The following is a 15476-nucleotide window of genomic DNA, read 5'->3' as shown; positions in this document are numbered from 1 at the left end:
TGCATATGACACTCTTACCTGAAAAAGATCCTTTTGATTTGTTCTCAAAGTGGTATCAAGAAGTACTTAATTTTCCGTGTAAAGAGTCAACTGCAATGACGCTAGCAACGTGTAGCAAAGACTGCATTCCATCTGCAAGAGTGGTATTACTAAAGGAGTATAGTAAAGAAGGTTTTGTGTTCTTTACTAACGTAAACAGTAGAAAAGGAAAAGAATTGACTGAGAACCCCAAAGCTGCACTCGTATTTCATTGGACAGAATTTTCTAGACAAGTACGAATTGAAGGAGAAGTTAGGCTTCTAAGCGGCAAAAAGGCTGACGAATATTTCTCTTCTCGAGCACGTGATAGTCAAATTAGCGCGTGGTGCTCAAAACAATCAAGAGTTCTGAAAAATTGGCAAGATTTTGAGCAGGCTATAGAATTGAAAGAGAAAGAATTTCACAATACACAAGTTTCTCGTCCTGACTTTTGGGTGGGATTTTGCGTAATCCCAAAGGTAATTGAATTTTGGCAAGAAGGTGAATATAGGAGACACACTAGATTTAGATATACTCTTGTTGAGAAAAGCAATTGGAAAGTGGAACAATTATATCCCTAACGTTAGAGAAAGCTACTCTGCAGATCAAAGATAAGGATTTATTGTCATAACAAGGAAAGTAACTTTTTATGGCTTGTTGTATGTAACGTTACGCAAAATATTTTAGTGCATTCTCAAATATGAGCATTCCATCACCATATTTTGGCATAGCCACTCCTGAACGTTTACATTTTTCTTTTTCAAGAGGCCAGTTGTCCTGCTGAGTAAAAAATATTCCTCTCTCTGGGTGAGGCATTAAAGCTAAAACTCTACCACTTTTGTCTGACAAAGCTGCCAGGTCGTATATAGATCCGTTTGGATTGTAAGGAAATTGTAAATTTGCATAGTCACCATTTTTATCAACGTAACGCAGTGCAACGGAATTATTTTCAATCAATTGATTTAAAATATCTTGATCCATAAAAAACCTGCCTTCTCCATGAGCAACAGGAAGATATAGCTCACTCAGGCCCCGTAGCCAAACAGAACTACTCTGCGGATTAACTCTCACTCTAATCCAACGACATTGGTAATTACCTATATCATTAGAGGTTAAAGCTAGATTAGAGAATTCTGGAACTAATTTTACTAATATCTGGCAACCATTACATATCCCTATAATAAGCTTATCCTGAGATAAGAAATTTTGAAATTCGTCTAACAAGTTGTTTTTTATACGTAAAGCAAATGCATTACCAGCACCAGTATCATCACCATAGGAAAAACCTCCTGGAATTGCAAGTATATTGCTTAATTTCAGTTCACTTGGATTATCTATAATATCATTAATGTGAACGATTTTTACTTCAATATTATTAATACCAAGCTTTCTGCTGCATTCCATAAATGCAAATGCAGTTTCTTTTTCGCAATTTAAGCCATAACCAGATAGGATTGTAATTTTCATGAATCAAAAAACTCGAACTTTCTTTTTACAAAATTTGCTATTAAATTCAAAGCAAATAGCATTAACAATAAAGCTATAATTGCAATGGCAGCAAGCTCAATAAATGCAATTTCAGGACTACTTGACCATATGTATATTTGTACAGGTAAAACAGTTGCCGGATCGAAGAAGGATGTAGGTGTATCAGCAATAAATGCTACCATGCCTATCATAAGTAAAGGGGAAGATTCGCCTAAAATCCTTGCAATTGCAAGCACTGCACCATGTATTATCCGTGGCAACGCAATCGGTAAAGAGTGATCCAATATCACCTTGATGTGAGGTGCACCTAGCGCAAACGCTGCATCTTTTATTGCAATAGGAACGTTTGTAAAGGCATTTTTTGTTGCAATAATAATATTAGGCAGCATCATAAATGAAAGAGTCATCCCGCCAACAAGCGGTGAAGAACGGGGTAAACCAAATATGCCCAAGTAGAGAGTCAGTCCTACCACACCAAATATTATCGAAGGCACTGCAGCAAGGTTATTCATGCTAATTTCTACAATACTGGTTATTAGCCTATTTCTAGGCATAAATTCATAAAGACAGATACCTGACATAATTCCTATTGGCAATGCCAACGCTAAGCATACTATAATTGTCATTAATGAACCGATAAATGCCCCTAAAATCCCTGCATTCTCAGGCTCACAAGAATCAGACTTAAGAAACAGAGACTTATTAAAAAATTTTCTTACTCTTCCCTTCTCTTTTAACCAATCAAGTAATTTAGCATAATGATCATTCAAATGTTTATATTTATTTATTGAATTAATTATACTTGACGCGGTAAACCAGATCTCATATTCACCACTATCTTTTACTTTCTTATGAAAAAATTTCTCTAGTTCTTTGTAAGAATTACGACTTAAAATTTCGTCACCGTCTTTAAAATCAGTTCCTTCAAACACCTTACGTAAAGAATTGTTGAGTAAGCCAATGGACTTATATCGTAAATCACCAGGATTATTAGTTAAAATAAGATCAGCATTTATTTCAACTGGTAATAAAATTTTCGTTACTGTTAAAGCACTGTAAGAGTTAACTAATATACTTAGTAATATACATATAGGACACCCAATTGAGACAATCAGTGCTGTAAAAGAGCAAAAGCATAAAATGTTGTTCTTTTTATTTTTTCTTTTTACACGAGCATGTACGCGCTTAGATTGAAGTAACTTAAGAAAGTTTTTCTTTATTATACCCATTTACTTTTCTTTACATGAGGATTTGAAAAGACTTTCCCCTTTTTCCAGTGCTTGAACTGAGATCTAACAGGCTTTGCCTGCAAATAATTTTTATATTTTCCATGAAAGCACAAACCAAAAGGAGAATCTGGATCCCAGTGTCAAACATTGGGATGACACCACAGCAGGAGGGAAAGTACAGTTGTGCGCCACACACTGGGATAATAAGAGAGAGTTTTGAGATGATACAATTGACATCACTCCCTATTGTATCTACTTAGATTTTTTTTTAACATAAGTAGTACGTTCTTTGATCCTTGCAGCTTTCCCAAATAGCTTGCACAGATAATATAATTTTGCTCTACGGACCTTTCCCTTTCTCATCACTTGTACTGAAATTAATGCAGGAGAGTAAACAAAAAATTGTGATACTATACTTTCTCCATGACTTACCTTTCTAACTGAAAAAGAAGAGTGTAATCCACGATTTCTTTTTGATATACATACGCCCTCAAATATCTGTATACGCTCACCCGTACTATCAACTACCTTAAAAGTGACCTTCAAATCATCGCCAGGACAAAAAGCTGGCATCTCTTTGGCTAACCTTTGTATTTGTTGTTCGTTAAATTTTTCAAGTAAGTTTGTCATTTATCATCTCCATTCAACAATTCAGGTCGACGTTCCTTTGTTCTAACATATGACTGTTCCCTTCTCCAATCACTTATTTTTCTGTGATTGCCAGACAACAGAACCTCAGGAACTTTGTACCTACTCCACTGCTCAGGTCTAGTATATTGAGGATATTCAAGTATACCACCACTATAACTAAAACTTTCTTCAGCAACGCTATCGAAATTATTTACTACACCTGGAAGAAGCCTAATACATGCATCAAGAACCACCATCGCAGCTGGCTCACCTCCCGAAAGTATATAATCTCCAATACTTAACTCATAAGGAGTATACACATCAATTACTCTTTGGTCAACACCTTCAAATCGACCACACAATATTGTTACATGAGGAATTTCTGTTAACTCCTTCGCAATTCTCTGATTAAATTTTGTACCAGATGGAGTCATATAAATAAATCTAGTATTTTTATGAGCAGAAAGCACATTATCAACTGCATTACCAATCACATCTGGGCGCATAACCATCCCTGCTCCACCTCCATATGGAACATCATCCACAGTTGAATGTTTATCTTTAGCAAAAGAACGAATATTTACTATTTCAAGATTCCATATTTTTTTTTCCAACGCTTTTCCGGCAAGAGAATAGTTCAAAAACCCGGGGAACATTTCTGGAAATATGGTTAATATTGTAACACTAAACGTCATTAGCAAATTTGTAGTAAACTAAGCAGCAATTTGATATTATCTTATAGTATACAGCTAAATTAATCATGTCACTGAATAAAACAATATACGAAGGTAAAGCCAAAGTCATTATTGAAACTGAAGACTCATCAACTGTTATACAGTACTTTAAAGATGATGTTACAGCGTTCAACAAGGAAAAATATGAAATTATTGAGGGCAAAGGAATAATTAATAATCATGTTAGTGCTTTTATCATGGAAAAGCTTGAAGAAGCAGGAATTAGCACGCACTTTATAAACACTCTAAACGAAAGAGAACAGCTAGTCAAAAAGCTCAAGATAATACCTCTTGAGGTAGTGGTTAGAAACATTGCAGCTGGCAGCTTTTGCAAACGTTTTAATATCAAAGAAGGTGAGGCACTTACATCTCCTATAATCGAGTTTTTTTACAAAAATGATGACCTAGCCGACCCAATGGTGAATGAAAATCACATATTATATTTTGGTTGGTTATCCCATAAAGAAATGGAAGAAGTTAAAACTACAACTTTAAAGATCAACAAAATCTTAGTCGACCTATTTTCAAATGCAAATATATATTTAGTTGATCTCAAGTTAGAATTTGGCAAATTGATAAACAACAGCACTAAAATCATTTTAGCCGATGAAATCAGCCCTGATAATTGTAGGCTATGGGATAAAAATACTCATAAAAAGCTAGACAAAGATGTTTTCCGTTTAAATCTAGGAAACTTAAAGGAAGCATACTCAGAAGTTGCAAAAAGACTGTCGGTAAAGTTAGACTAACTAAATACTACTCTATCAAGTGGAGGCTGACATGCTTCATCAAGTTTTCCAATAATCTCAATTTTTTCTCCACGCTTTTGGAAATGGCTTTCCACATCCTTCATATTATCGGGATCTACAATCAGTACTATACCTATGCCGCAATTAAATGTTTTTAACATTTCTCTCTTTTCTATTTTGCCTTCTTCTTTCAGCCATAAAAATATATCTGGCCATTTCCAAGAATTAATATTTATGTCTACAAATAAATTTCCTGAGAGAATTCTTGGAATATTGTCTATTAACCCGCCACCTGTTATATGCGCAATGCCTTTTACCTTTGGCATAATAGGCAACAAAGAATCAACATATATCTTTGTTGGCTTAAGTAATATTTCACCCCAAGATTTATTATTCCATGGAGATATATCATTATAATTTATATCTAAGCTTTTAAAAATATGGCGCACCAAAGAAAATCCATTTGAGTGAATTCCATTTGATTCTAAACCAACTACACAGTCACCTGCTTTCATTATACTACAATTTGGGAGAATTTGCTTTCGATCAACAACACCAACCACAAACCCTGCAAGGTCATAGTGATTGTTACCATACATTCCAGGCATTTCTGCAGTTTCTCCACCAACTAATGCTATTTTAGATTCCTTGCACCCTTCTGCAATGCCCTGGATTACAGACAATAAAACGTTTTTGTTTAAAACGCCTGTTGCAAAGTAATCAAGGAAAAATAAAGGTGTTGCTCCTTGTGCAAGTAGATCATTTACACACATTGCAACTAAGTCTATACCTATAGTATCATGCTTATTCACCTCTTGAGCTATTAATAGTTTTGTGCCCACTCCATCAGTTGAGGAAACAAGTACTGGATGGTCGTATTTCTTACTCAGCGAAGAAAAGTCAAACAATGCAGAAAATGATCCTACTTCACTAATTACTTCTTCTCCTTTAGTCTTTTCAATAATAGGTTTAACTTTTTTTATTAGTTCATTATATAGTTTAAGGTCTATTCCAGATTTAGCATAAGTATTCATAACGCCTTCACAAATCTTATAATTATTAATACTACATTAATGCTTTGACACAAAAAGCGCAACGAAACTTTCTCTTAAATTGACTACTACATGCCTACCAATATAGGGTTAACTTAAATCATTTATACTTTTATCCGATGAATAAAAACATAATGTTAATAACAGAGTGCCTATCAGGACGAATTCTTCATGATTTTGCTAGTTCTATGCAAGGAATAGTGGGTGGATTGGAAGAGCTTGAAGAAAACAACCCTAATATGCAAAACGAAGCATTGTCATTGCTTAAAGAAAGCTCCGATGATTTAATATATAAATATAAAGTTATGAAGCAAGCGTATTCTCATTCATCAGATAATTGCAGCTTTGTTAAGACTAAGTCCAATATAGAAAATTATTTATTAAAAAAAAAGTAAAGCTTCAGTGGAGAGTAAGTGAATGTCCTACAGAAAACTTAATTGAAAAAATAAATAAGATAATTTCCAATATGGTGATAACTATAATCAGTGCAGTGGCACAAATTGAATTAGTGTCTATTTTACTGACTAAAACAGAAGATAAAACACTACTCACTATAAAAGTAGTAAATGAACATAAATCAATAAGTACATTATTAGTGAGCAAATTAACAAAAAAAAATGATATTCGTTTGGATACAAAAGACATTATTATCTATATGACTTCTTTACTGTTAGAACAGTATAACACTAAAATCAATTGCACTTGTGAAAGTAATTCACTGAATATAGGCTTAACTATAACTTGAGATGGCTTCATATTTCATAAAAGGGAATCGATACTATAAATTTGAATCTTGGATAAGGAAAGGAAAAATTTTGTGGAGTAACTTAAACATAAAATCTGTAGTTAATTTCTTTGCAGGGAGTGTTAAATAAACTGTGTCAAACCGAGAAGTAAAAATAAAATAGAAACAAAAAATGGAGGTTTGACACAGTTTATTTAACACTCCCCTTTTTCCTGCAGTAATGAATTATTATGAAGCTTGCATTTTCTGTCGCTTACTACTGGGATAGCTTAACAGTTGCAGTACATGTCTATCAATGATAAAATGAAGATCAGTTTATTTTGATACTATGATTAGGGTACTCTTTGTTGCACTATTATTTTTTTGTGGTGGTTATGCACTTGCAAAACAGGAACCAAGACCAATAGCTGGTGATAACCACATAAAGGTAATGAATTATAATCCACAGGCTATACATAAGTACACGGGCTTTTATGGTTATCAATCCAGCATATTGTTTGAGCCAGGGGAGGTAATAGAGAGTCTTTCAATGGGTGATGCAACCGGTTGGCAACTCCTTCCTCAAGGTAATAGATTATTTATTAAGCCTATAGATGATATTGCCGATACTAATGCAACTATAATTACCAACAAAAGAGTTTATTATTTCGAGTTTCATGCTGAAGAAGCAAACGGGCTAGATGATCCAAGGTTAGCATATGAAGTAAGGTTTCTTTATCCACTGTTCAACAGTGATGAAATTTATTCAACGAGTAACGGTGATATTCTAGAGCAAGCTAGTCATACCACTATCCCTGATATAAGTGATATTGAGGTTATAAAGAAAGGCTTGAATTTTAACTATTCCATCTCGCACGTTAAAGGCAGTCAATCAATAATACCAATTAAGGTTTTTGATGACGGAAAATTTACATATCTACAATTTAATAAAATAAACTCTGATTTCCCGGCAGTTTTTATGGTTGATTCTGCAGGATATGAATCCTTGATAAATTTTCGTACAGTTGATGACTACCTGATAATTGAAAGAGTAAGCTCGGTATTTACCTTAAGAAACGGATCAAGCACAGTCTGCCTGTTTAATGAAAACATACCTTTCAAAAAAGGTAAGTGATTAAAGGCTATAGTATTCTTATAGGTGCAAAATTCTTTCTATGGTGCTTCGTAATTCCATGAAGGCCAATAGCGCTGAGGTGTTCTTTTGTTCCATATCCCTTATTTTTATACCAATTATATTGAGGATGTTTATTATGCAATTCTTCCATAAGCCGATCTCTTGTAACTTTTGCAACGATTGAAGCAGCTGCGATTGATATACTTAAGCTATCACCATTCACTATAGATTTTACTTGCCATTTTACTTCAGGTGGTTGATTACCATCAACTAGCACATAATCTAGTTCTAGATTCAAGTTTGCCAACGCACGTTTCATTGAAAGCTTTGTTGCTTGCAAAATATTGTATGAGTTTATTTCTTCTACGCTTGCCATTCCTATACCAAATTTTGCAACAGACGTTATTTTTTCGTATAGAACTTGCCTACACTTAGGGGTTAGCTTTTTTGAGTCGTTTATTCCATCAATAACCGTATCTCTATCAGTAAATATTACAGCTGCAGATATCACTGGACCGGCAAGCGGACCTCTTCCAACTTCATCTACTCCTGCTATAATTCCTGATAATGTATTTTCTAATGAAAAGTCTGGATATTTCATAATTCCTATAATAAGAAAGTTAAAGCAAAAATCGAACAAGCAATAGAAATTATCCAAAATTTTATAACTATTGTATTTTCTGACCACCCTTTCTTTTCAAAGTGATGATGTATTGGTGTCATAAGGAAAATTCTTCTTCCTGCTCCATATCTAAATTTTGTATATTTAAAATATGATACCTGAATAATCACAGATAAAGTCTCTATTACAAAGATTATTCCAATAACGGCAAAAAGCATTTCTTTTTTAATTAGAACACTAGTGAGTCCTAAAGCTGCACCGATTGATAGGCTTCCAACATCACCCATAAATATTTTTGCTGGATGTGTGTTAAACCACAAGAAACTTAAAATAGCTCCTATAAATGCAATGCAGAATAAAGTAATGTTTACATCTGTCTGAGTGATGTATGCAATTAGCCCCAAAAAAGCAAAGGAAGTAATGGCTTGAGTTGCAGCAAGGCCATCTAGGCCATCTGTAAGATTCACAGCATTAGAAGAGCCAACAATAACAAATGCAGCAAACGGAAGATATAGATAGCCAAGGTCGATTGCTACTTCTCTAAATAGAGAAATTTTTGTAAAACCTTCAGCAGATTGTAGCTTAAGTATAAACATACAGACCAGAGTAACGACAAACTGAATAAGTATTTTGGTTTTTGCACTTAAACCTCGGTGGTGATTTGTCTTCAATTTTAAATAGTCATCAATAAATCCAAGTAGAGCAAAAAATAGAGTTATAAATACCAGCAATGAAATTTCTGGTGTTAATTGAGTCCAAAGCAGGATTGGTAATAAAGCAGAAGTTAGTATTATTATTCCACCCATAGGTGGTATATTCTTTTTTGTTATTAAATGACTTTCTGGTCCATATGATCTGATTGGTTGTCCATCTTTACTTATCTTTTTTAGAAGTTTTATAAAATAGGGAAAGAGAATAAACCCAAAAATAAATGAGATAAAAAACGTCTTTGTAGCTGAGATCACCTGCCTATTCAAAATTAACTAGATATTATACCAAAAGCTTTACCTAATCTCAATTTATACCTTTTTATCAGCTTATTTTATTTGGAGTAAATTTAGTTATTGATTAGTTATAGCAAAGTTTGCATACTGATATTTAGTTAATGGTAAGAGGTGGCATATGTTAGATTATATTAAAAAGCTTTTGTGGGCTAATACAGTACCTGATAATGAGAGTCGAGTTAAAAGTTCTTACACGCATATAGTAGAGAAACCTTCTTTTGGTGATGCAGCTTCAAAGTTGAGTAAGGAAGAAAGGTCAGAAGAGCATCTTGTTCTTCTAAAAGGTAAAGGCAATAGCTCTGGTACAACTGTAACAGAAGGATCGTCTAGTATTCAGAATGCAGTATCAGGCAAGGACAAGCGTGGATATATCAAATTAGACAGTGATGAAGAATGGGATAAATTCTTTGAGTTACAGAATGATTCTGACACTAATATTACGAACAAAGAACCTTTTTCTCCGAAGAAAGGAGAATCTCACTATCATGGTAAAGAGATTGTAGGCAAGATTGCTGACCAAATTAAGGCAGAGATATCGAAGGTATATACCATAGAGTCCATAATGATAAAAGAAGGCAAAAGGGAAGGTAATATTGTTTATCCTACCGTAAGAGTTGTGCTACATGCCAATAAAGAAGGAGTAGATATAGCTAAACTTCTAGGCGGTAGTATATGTAAAGAGTATGGTGTAAGAACAATTACATTTTGTCATCCTAATCAAGAAAAAAAGAGAGGGGCATGTTGCTATATTAATAATGATAGTGATAATGAGGAAAGAGTTTATGAAATAATTAGTGGGTTATATGAAATGACTTTAAAGTGGTATGTTGATGGAAGAGAATGCAAAATTAAAGTTAACATTGATGGTAATAATGGTGTAACTCTCCTTGAAGGCAACGGTGTTACTGCAGAGCAGTTGCGTGCAAATAAAGAAGTCAAAATAGGTAAGAGACGTGAACCAAAATCTTTATATGAAGCGTTAGTACCGCAATTGCAACAAAAGAGCTCTGAATCAGTCAAGGTTTTACAGCAGCCTTCAACAGATGTAACAAATGTGACAACAACACCAACTTCTACTTCTCAGAGATGTAGGTATCCTCTTATCTAAATAAGGAAAAGCGAAAATAGTATGAGTTGCTTGCAAATGTAAGTAACTTGTACTTCTATGATGAATAACACAATATTACCAAGAAATTTCTATGAACGGCCAACTTTAACCGTAGCTGGGGAGCTGCTAGGCAAGATGCTGAAATTTTCTAATTTTAGTGGAATAATAACTGAAGTTGAAGCGTATATAGGAATGGATGACCCAGCTTGTCATGCAGCAAGAGGCTATACTAATCGAACCTCAGTAATGTTTGGTACGCCAGGGTTTTCGTACGTATATTTTATATATGGAATGTACTATTGTCTAAATATTGTAACAGAAGCAGAAGGATTCCCAGCAGCAGTGTTAATACGAGGATTAAAGCTCACTGAACCGCTTGAAGCAAATTTAGGCGGGCCAGGCATACTGTGCAAAAAATTAAACATTACAAAAGAACATAATAAACAAGACCTTACTATAAGTCATGAATTTTGTCTCTATGAATATCACCTCAAACCAGATTATGTGTGCACTCCAAGAATCGGAATTAGTAAAGGCAAGGAGAAATTTTGGCGATTTAAAAGTTGCGTTTTAGCAGACATGCCTAAAATCACACTCAACAATAAATATTAGACCTCCTGCATAAACTAGATAAAAAGGCAAATAGCCTTTTATGTTTACCAACAATAGACTTCTTGGATAACCTAAGGATATTTTTTGATCTTCTGTGGGGGAGTTGAACATTCCCTTTTTATAAAACTTTTGCATACTCCTATTTAACTTTAATAGCTCTTTATCTTCCTGAAATCTGGATGTTTTATCAATGCATCTTCTATTCAGCCGTTAGCAAGAACTTTCACTTATTCCATAGCTTTGCACTATATGGAAATATGTACGGTATTTACACAAATATTCGAGTGCTATTAATAAATATATTTGGTTTTCCTCCTCTTGCCTTTTTCTTGGCCTCTTCCTCTATTAAAATTTCTATTATTTTTCCAATGTTTTTCTTTTTACTCCTCTTAGTCTTCGAAGCTTCTCTTCATCAAGTTTACTTATCTGCTCAAAATTTATACCTTCCCTAATATTGCTTCTACTACTTGTTTCTTAAGTTATCCAAGAAGTCTATTGTCTGTTCAGATACGAGGTAGCTGCTGCCATTTGAAATATTTTATTCACCTAAAATTACATTCTACCTATTTTAAAGTAGTTTAAAAAAACTTTATAGACTGCATACAAAAGACCTAACATCTTTAGCAATGCCTTCATAAATCCTTACTAAATCCTCACTTAGTATTGAAGGATTTCCACAATCAGAAGCACTACATATTTGCGGATCTAGAGGAACTCTGCTCAAGAGTTTGACTCCCAGCTCTTCAGACATTTTTTTTGCACCACCTTTTCCAAATATGTGTATTTTTGAATTATCTTGAACAAAATAGCTCATATTTTCCACAATGCCGATAATTGGCACGCTGAGCTTTGTGAACATATCATAAATTTTTTGTGCATCGATTAAAGCAAGCTCCTGTGGAGTTGAAACTATTATTGCTCCAGTTAAACTAAAATTCTCCATCAGACTTAAATGTACATCGCCAGTGCCAGGCGGTGTATCAATGATTAAATATTCTATATCAGACCACCTTGTTCCCATTAGCAAATTGTAAAGTGCTTTTGTGATCATAGGTCCACGCCATATTACTGCGCGGTCCTTATCAATAAAATAGCCAATTGAAATAGTATAGAGACCATGTTTCTCTATAGGCATTGCTTTACCACTCTGTATTTCTGGTTTTAATTTCTCAGTGCCCAACATTTTAGGAATCGAAGGACCATATATATCTGCATCAACTAGCGCAACTTTATGTTTTAATTCTGCTAACGAAAGAGCTAGATTTAGTGCAACTGTCGACTTACCCACACCTCCTTTACCAGAAGCAACGACAATTATATTTTTCACTCCTTCGATATGAAGTTTAGCTTTTTGTTGCCTAGCTTGTTTTTGACCAGTAGCAACTACAGTAACCTTTTCTACTCCCGGTATCGCCTTAACAGCTTGCTCACAATTTTTTCTTAATTCTTCATTTGGCTCAGTAACTTCAAGAGCAAAAGCAACATCTTTACCCTTAATAACAATTGAGGATACTACACCAACATTCTTACCACTTTTCTTCTCTATAACCTTTTTTAGGCTCTCTCTTACGATTTCCTCATTAACCTGTGTAAAATTTTTCCAGAACATATGATGAAATTTTTTCTATTGGTGTATACTAACATAGAATAATTAAACTGCACTGACTTTAAAACGAGGTTACAAGAATATGCTAAATCATCAAAATTTAACACGAAAACAAAAAGATTTGTATTTTTAGCTAAAAAGATCTATATGGAATGGAAGGAGCATCAGCGATATCTTGGAAGCAGTTTCAGGAAATGATTTACTAAAGTTCTTATCACTTGATATACTACACAATTTCCAAGAGGTGGGGAACGCACTTTAACACTACTTAGCCTAGCTATACATAGAGACAATAATGAATGTGTTAATTCTATTTAGAACAAGCTCAAAACAATGGTATACTACAAGATATTCTTACTGCTCCAAATATTATAAACTATCAAAATGGTTTGATGTACACCTTAACATCGCTTGGCTTTGCCATACATCATAATAAGGGAAGGTATATTAATGTTATTTTAACAACAGCCCAAGAAAATGGTATATTACAAGATATTCTTTCTTCTAGAAATATTGTACAGTATTTAAGTATTATAGCGTGTACTTTAACGCCACTTAACTTTGCTATATATAAAGGCAATAACGAATGTATCAATTCTATTTTAATACGAGTTCAAAACAGTGATACACTACGAAATATCCTTACTTCTAAAGATATTGTGCAGTTTCCAGGCGTGACGTATGTCATTAAACCATTTGCCTTTGCTATATATAAAGGTAATAATGAATGTGTCAATTCTACTTTAATACGAGCTAAAAATAGTAGCATGCTACAAGATGCATTTACTGAAGTAAGTACTGTATTGTTTCCATATGGTAGATATACTTTGAATGCTTGTGAGCTAGCTGTAGTTGTTAATGAGAACAATGCTAGTATTAGGACTGCATTAGATAATGTATCTATTTCTTCTAGGTATGTTAGAGAAAATAGCAAAGTTAATTAATTTCTTAAGTAACTCTTTCTTGCAAGTACTACTTTTTTATGTATCTGTTCAGGCAATGGCGTTAACTTAAGAGAATGAATTAGCAAGCTCTCCTAAAGACATTATGGCGTTTAGGCTTATCTACTTTATTGCGGCTATACAATCTTCAAGTTAACTTTAGTGCGTATTTTAAAAAGGGCTTGAAAGTTTTTTGGTGCTAATAAGCACCTGATAAAGTTTCTGTCTCATTACACCAAATAAAACTGAAAAATTTAAACGATACTCAGCAATTTGATCTGGGTTCCAAGGCTCTTGTGCATTACACATATGAAGTATTGCACATGACCAAGTTTGCACAAAATTCTTGTTTCTAAATTTATCCCAGAAAAATTCTCTAATTCTGCTTCTACTTTGAGTCGTTTATAGCACTCCTCTATGTGACACTTAATAGATAAGCTTTACTGATATCTTCTTTATTGAAATAAAATAGAAACCAAAGGTCCTATTTTTTACAGTATTTTATTCCTTAACATCTTTTCTTAAGTTGACGCTATTGGGCTTTGTTGCATCGCTATCTACGATGAATAAAAGATAAAATGTAGAATATCAGTAGCTTATTATTCTAGCATTTATAGTAAGGACAATCAGTAAATATCTAAATTTAAGTAAAAGAAGTTTTACTATCATTCACTAATCTAGCTAGAATTCAAGAATTTCAATGCTTTAGCTATTTTAAGTAGAATTAAATTTACTAGTACAAACAATAAATTACTATTCTTAAATTTAATCAGATAGATTGCAAAAAATAAGATTTTCAATAAGCTGCTTGTATAGTTAGCCTTTCATAGATAGTGATGCAACAAAGCCCGCTGGAATCTAGTTCATATTATATATTTATCTGATAAGTTCCATGTATGTGTAATTTATTTAAATTGACTTCTTATCATATAATTAAATACATTATTGAAAATTAAAGGTAAGGTTATAGCAATGGAAATTTCAAATTGGCACGAATTATTGAGTTTAGTTAATGTTGACAAAGATTTAAGCAAAGATAACGTAATTGAAAAAATACAAAATGAGCTGAAAAGATATTCAAAGGAATATGAAGAGTGGGAAAAGTCTGGCTTTGATATAAATTATGTGTTTAAAGATGGTGAAAAAGCGACTCTTTTGCACTTGGTGGCTTCCTTTAACCTAGAAAATATAGCGAAGGCTCTCATGGAAAAAAGGGCAAATGTTAATGAAAAAGATGTAAAAGGAGATACTCCTTTACATAATACTACTTATCTTGATAGTATAAACATAGCAAACGCTCTCATAGAAAAAGGTGCAGATGTTAATGCAATAAATATATGGAGAAGGACTCCTTTACACTATGCTGCTTTATTTCGCAGTATGGCCATAATAGATGCTCTTGTAGAAAGAGGTGTCAATGTTAATGCAGTAGATATGTGGGGAGAGACTCCTTTATACTATCTTAATTGTCCAGCAATTAAGAAAGGGTGGATTGCCGGTGGAGTAACTGCATTATTAGGTACTGCTATATCTATAGCACTTTTTACAGCCGGAGCAATTACAGCTGAGTTAATACCTATAGTTATAGCAGTAGTTGCAATTACAGCAACAGCATTAATAGTTGGCAATGCTATATATAAATTGTCAAAGCCTGACACTCAAGTTGATAAACCAATCTCAGCAAATCGACAGCAAGAAACTGCTAGCGATAGTAGGGTTGCCTAGCGATTCTGCCACAGTGTCAGCTGCTTTAATGATATCCATTTGTTCCTATAATTGTCTTTTCTTGGCTACCTTATTTTGCTATTCTGCTGAACAGAGACA

General features: G+C 33.7%; 17 protein-coding genes and 2 pseudogenes. 9 read left to right on the top strand and 10 right to left on the bottom strand.

All coding sequences use genetic code 11. From position 1 onward, the window contains the following. Positions 1 to 5 precede the first annotated feature (5 nt). Entirely contained in the window at positions 6 to 599 is a 594-nt protein-coding gene (gene pdxH, locus WP_RS04365) for a pyridoxamine 5'-phosphate oxidase (protein ID WP_006014087.1), read from the top strand. A gap of 88 nt (positions 600 to 687) precedes the next feature. Here pdxH and WP_RS04360 read toward each other — a convergent pair whose 3' ends face one another. From WP_RS04360 to trmD, 4 genes are all read right to left on the bottom strand, one after another. Beyond that, entirely contained in the window at positions 688 to 1485 is a 798-nt protein-coding gene (locus WP_RS04360; RefSeq protein WP_007302280.1) for a phosphoribosylformylglycinamidine synthase subunit PurQ, read from the bottom strand. Continuing rightward, positions 1482 to 2735, bottom strand: coding sequence for a PstA family ABC transporter permease (locus tag WP_RS04355; protein ID WP_007302279.1), 1254 nt, complete (start codon positions 2733 to 2735; stop codon positions 1482 to 1484). Before WP_RS04355 ends, WP_RS04360 begins: the two co-directional genes overlap by 4 nt. A 252-nt stretch (positions 2736 to 2987) precedes the next feature. After that, positions 2988 to 3365 (bottom strand): 50S ribosomal protein L19, encoded by a 378-nt coding sequence (rplS, locus tag WP_RS04350; protein ID WP_007302278.1) that lies wholly within the window; start codon positions 3363 to 3365, stop codon positions 2988 to 2990. Continuing rightward, a complete protein-coding gene (gene trmD / locus WP_RS04345; protein ID WP_012481936.1) occupies positions 3362 to 4060 on the bottom strand; it encodes a tRNA (guanosine(37)-N1)-methyltransferase TrmD in 699 nt (232 codons plus the stop codon). Before trmD ends, rplS begins: the two co-directional genes overlap by 4 nt. Before the next feature lie 65 nt (positions 4061 to 4125). Here trmD and purC point away from each other — a divergent pair, with 65 nt between their 5' ends. Next, the gene (gene purC / locus WP_RS04340; protein WP_007302276.1) at positions 4126 to 4848 is read left to right on the top strand and encodes a phosphoribosylaminoimidazolesuccinocarboxamide synthase; all 723 of its coding nucleotides are present in this window, start codon (positions 4126 to 4128) and stop codon (positions 4846 to 4848) included. Here the strand turns inward: purC and purM are convergent. Beyond that, positions 4845 to 5882 carry a phosphoribosylformylglycinamidine cyclo-ligase gene (purM, locus tag WP_RS04335; protein WP_007302275.1) on the bottom strand — a complete coding sequence of 346 codons (1038 nt, stop codon included), beginning with the start codon at positions 5880 to 5882 and terminating at the stop codon, positions 4845 to 4847. The genes purC and purM overlap by 4 nt on opposite strands. Positions 5883 to 6019: 137 nt before the next feature. Here purM and WP_RS04330 point away from each other — a divergent pair, with 137 nt between their 5' ends. The 3 genes from WP_RS04330 to virB9 all read left to right on the top strand — a co-directional run bounded on the left by WP_RS04330 (position 6020) and on the right by virB9 (position 7759). Beyond that, on the top strand, positions 6020 to 6295 hold the full coding sequence (locus WP_RS04330) for a hypothetical protein (protein ID WP_012481935.1): 276 nt from the start codon (positions 6020 to 6022) through the stop codon (positions 6293 to 6295). Further along, positions 6280 to 6645 (top strand): histidine phosphotransferase family protein, encoded by a 366-nt coding sequence (locus tag WP_RS04325; protein ID WP_125855783.1) that lies wholly within the window; start codon positions 6280 to 6282, stop codon positions 6643 to 6645. The genes WP_RS04330 and WP_RS04325 overlap by 16 nt, the downstream gene beginning before the upstream one ends. A 328-nt stretch (positions 6646 to 6973) precedes the next feature. Then, a complete protein-coding gene (virB9, locus tag WP_RS04320) occupies positions 6974 to 7759 on the top strand; it encodes a P-type conjugative transfer protein VirB9 (protein ID WP_007302273.1) in 786 nt (261 codons plus the stop codon). A gap of 7 nt (positions 7760 to 7766) precedes the next feature. Here the strand turns inward: virB9 and WP_RS04315 are convergent, their stop codons facing one another. Together WP_RS04315 and mraY are read right to left on the bottom strand one after the other, a co-directional pair. Next, entirely contained in the window at positions 7767 to 8360 is a 594-nt protein-coding gene (locus WP_RS04315; protein WP_007302272.1) for a ribonuclease HII, read from the bottom strand. A gap of 5 nt (positions 8361 to 8365) precedes the next feature. Next, positions 8366 to 9346, bottom strand: a complete 981-nt coding sequence (mraY, locus tag WP_RS04310; protein ID WP_007302271.1) for a phospho-N-acetylmuramoyl-pentapeptide-transferase — start codon at positions 9344 to 9346, stop codon at positions 8366 to 8368. Between the two features lie 157 nt (positions 9347 to 9503). On the opposite strand from mraY, the gene WP_RS04305 reads away from it, so the two are divergent. Beyond that, positions 9504 to 10493 (top strand): hypothetical protein, encoded by a 990-nt coding sequence (locus WP_RS04305; RefSeq protein ID WP_007302270.1) that lies wholly within the window; start codon positions 9504 to 9506, stop codon positions 10491 to 10493. A 60-nt stretch (positions 10494 to 10553) separates the two neighbouring features. Beyond that, complete coding sequence (locus WP_RS04300) at positions 10554 to 11105, top strand: DNA-3-methyladenine glycosylase (RefSeq protein ID WP_012481934.1); 552 nt, start codon at positions 10554 to 10556, stop codon at positions 11103 to 11105. 213 nt (positions 11106 to 11318) lie between these two features. On the opposite strand, the pseudogene WP_RS07725 reads toward WP_RS04300, so the two are convergent. Together WP_RS07725 and WP_RS04295 are read right to left on the bottom strand one after the other, a co-directional pair. After that, positions 11319 to 11546 (bottom strand): annotated as a pseudogene (locus tag WP_RS07725) (helix-turn-helix domain-containing protein); the annotation flags it as partial. Between the two features lie 148 nt (positions 11547 to 11694). Beyond that, complete coding sequence (locus tag WP_RS04295; protein ID WP_007302268.1) at positions 11695 to 12714, bottom strand: Mrp/NBP35 family ATP-binding protein; 1020 nt, start codon at positions 12712 to 12714, stop codon at positions 11695 to 11697. A gap of 389 nt (positions 12715 to 13103) precedes the next feature. Between WP_RS04295 and WP_RS04290 the strand changes: the two genes are divergently transcribed. After that, positions 13104 to 13655 (top strand): WD_0033/WD_0034 family tandem repeat-containing protein, encoded by a 552-nt coding sequence (locus WP_RS04290; RefSeq protein ID WP_007302267.1) that lies wholly within the window; start codon positions 13104 to 13106, stop codon positions 13653 to 13655. A gap of 79 nt (positions 13656 to 13734) precedes the next feature. Here WP_RS04290 and WP_RS07170 read toward each other — a convergent pair. Then, positions 13735 to 14115, bottom strand: a pseudogene (locus tag WP_RS07170) (IS4-like element ISWosp8 family transposase); the annotation flags it as partial. 509 nt (positions 14116 to 14624) lie between these two features. Between WP_RS07170 and WP_RS04285 the strand changes: the two are divergent. Beyond that, positions 14625 to 15377, top strand: coding sequence for an ankyrin repeat domain-containing protein (locus WP_RS04285; RefSeq protein WP_007302265.1), 753 nt, complete (start codon positions 14625 to 14627; stop codon positions 15375 to 15377). Positions 15378 to 15476: the final 99 nt, after the last annotated feature.

Origin of the sequence: Wolbachia endosymbiont of Culex quinquefasciatus Pel, from assembly GCF_000073005.1 — a bacterium.
Lineage (GTDB): Bacteria > Pseudomonadota > Alphaproteobacteria > Rickettsiales > Anaplasmataceae > Wolbachia.
Note: the sequence above shows the minus strand (reverse complement) of the source record. Positions and strands in the feature narration are given on the sequence as shown.

Coding starts and splice junctions, on each gene's coding strand:
- rplS (WP_007302278.1), bottom strand. CDS start 3,365: ATGACAAACTTACTTGAAAAATTTAACGAACAACAAATACAAAGGTTA.
- WP_RS04295 (WP_007302268.1), bottom strand. CDS start 12,714: ATGTTCTGGAAAAATTTTACACAGGTTAATGAGGAAATCGTAAGAGAG.
- pdxH (WP_006014087.1), top strand. CDS start 6: ATGACACTCTTACCTGAAAAAGATCCTTTTGATTTGTTCTCAAAGTGG.
- virB9 (WP_007302273.1), top strand. CDS start 6,974: ATGATTAGGGTACTCTTTGTTGCACTATTATTTTTTTGTGGTGGTTAT.
- trmD (WP_012481936.1), bottom strand. CDS start 4,060: ATGACGTTTAGTGTTACAATATTAACCATATTTCCAGAAATGTTCCCC.
- purC (WP_007302276.1), top strand. CDS start 4,126: ATGTCACTGAATAAAACAATATACGAAGGTAAAGCCAAAGTCATTATT.
- WP_RS04315 (WP_007302272.1), bottom strand. CDS start 8,360: ATGAAATATCCAGACTTTTCATTAGAAAATACATTATCAGGAATTATA.
- purM (WP_007302275.1), bottom strand. CDS start 5,882: ATGAATACTTATGCTAAATCTGGAATAGACCTTAAACTATATAATGAA.
- WP_RS04305 (WP_007302270.1), top strand. CDS start 9,504: ATGTTAGATTATATTAAAAAGCTTTTGTGGGCTAATACAGTACCTGAT.
- WP_RS04355 (WP_007302279.1), bottom strand. CDS start 2,735: ATGGGTATAATAAAGAAAAACTTTCTTAAGTTACTTCAATCTAAGCGC.
- WP_RS04285 (WP_007302265.1), top strand. CDS start 14,625: ATGGAAATTTCAAATTGGCACGAATTATTGAGTTTAGTTAATGTTGAC.
- WP_RS04330 (WP_012481935.1), top strand. CDS start 6,020: ATGAATAAAAACATAATGTTAATAACAGAGTGCCTATCAGGACGAATT.
- WP_RS04300 (WP_012481934.1), top strand. CDS start 10,554: ATGAATAACACAATATTACCAAGAAATTTCTATGAACGGCCAACTTTA.
- WP_RS04360 (WP_007302280.1), bottom strand. CDS start 1,485: ATGAAAATTACAATCCTATCTGGTTATGGCTTAAATTGCGAAAAAGAA.
- WP_RS04290 (WP_007302267.1), top strand. CDS start 13,104: ATGTACACCTTAACATCGCTTGGCTTTGCCATACATCATAATAAGGGA.